The organism is Flavobacterium columnare NBRC 100251 = ATCC 23463, from assembly GCF_002530675.1.
GTDB classification, from domain to species: Bacteria; Bacteroidota; Bacteroidia; order Flavobacteriales; family Flavobacteriaceae; genus Flavobacterium; species Flavobacterium columnare.
In genome coordinates this window covers 1-1,151 of sequence record NZ_PCMX01000103.1, presented here as the reverse complement: position 1 = coordinate 1,151, position 1,151 = coordinate 1, and the positions used below count along the sequence as shown (strand labels likewise).

At 33.1% G+C, this 1,151-nt stretch carries 1 protein-coding gene; it reads right to left on the bottom strand.

Features of this window, described 5'->3' with window-relative positions; all coding sequences use genetic code 11:
• Window positions 1-1,151 (bottom strand): hypothetical protein (locus B0A78_RS14550; RefSeq protein ID WP_169859150.1); only part of this gene is annotated, 1,151 nt, incomplete at both ends.

Below are 1,151 nucleotides of genomic sequence, written 5' to 3'. Positions count from 1 at the left end.
GCACTTGGTGAAGTATTTTTGTAAACCGTTATATTTTTTCTTGGACTAACACAATTATTACGAACAAATTCGGCACTTATCACATCACCATTGTTCCAACTGTTAGATTGCAAGTAAAAATCTTTGCTTGTTTCTTGTGTAAGTACGTTGTTTTTATACCATCTTATTTGATCTCCTGAATCAAAACCTGAAACGGTAACTGAGGTTTGTTCATTAGAACAAAGTTCTATAATTTCTTTATTTACAATAGGTATATTAGGTATATTAGATATGGTTATTGGTAAATCGTAAGTAATTGTACCATCAAAAGAACCTGTTGCACATTGAACTTGAACTAATACTTTTAGTTTATCACCATTCGTCCAATCACTTCTATTCAGCCTATAATTTCTCTTGTCATATCCTTCCGCAATACGTATATCATTTCTTAACCAAACATAATAAAATGATCCATTTCCTCCGTCTGTAGTTACATTCAAATCAAGTCCTGACTCACAAGTTCCTAACGTTCTTAATCCATTTACAGAAATATTTGATGGACGAATGTTTTTATTGACGCTATATTCTTGTGAAGCTGTTTCTATCCAACTACCTGATGCGCATTGATAACTTACAACCATTTTTAATTTATCGCCATTGCTCCATTGAGAACCTTGTAAAGTATAAGTCGACTTATCATATCCTTCTTCCCATACACGTGTTCCATTTTTAGTCCAGTAATAATAAAATCTTCCAGAACCTCCTATTACATTAGCAGATAAAGAAATACCATCAGAATCACAGAAAGGTTTTAATCCTGAAATTGCAATTGAACTTGGCGAACTGTTTTTTACTATTGTTGATTCTTGTGAGTATAAATTAGACCATGATCCTCCTATACGAGTTAAATAATCGACTTGTAATTTCAATTTATCACCGTTAGACCAATTTGCATTATCTACTGTATAATTTGCTTTATCGAATCCTTCTGTAATACGTTGTCCATTTTTATACCATATATAATATAGTCTATCACATCCTACTCCTCCTACTGTATTTGCGGATACACGGTAGGAAGTTTCACAACCGCTTAAAGTTCCTAATCCTGAAAACGAAACGGAAGTAGGTGCTGTTCGTTCATCTATTGTATATTCTGGCGATAGGATGTCTAT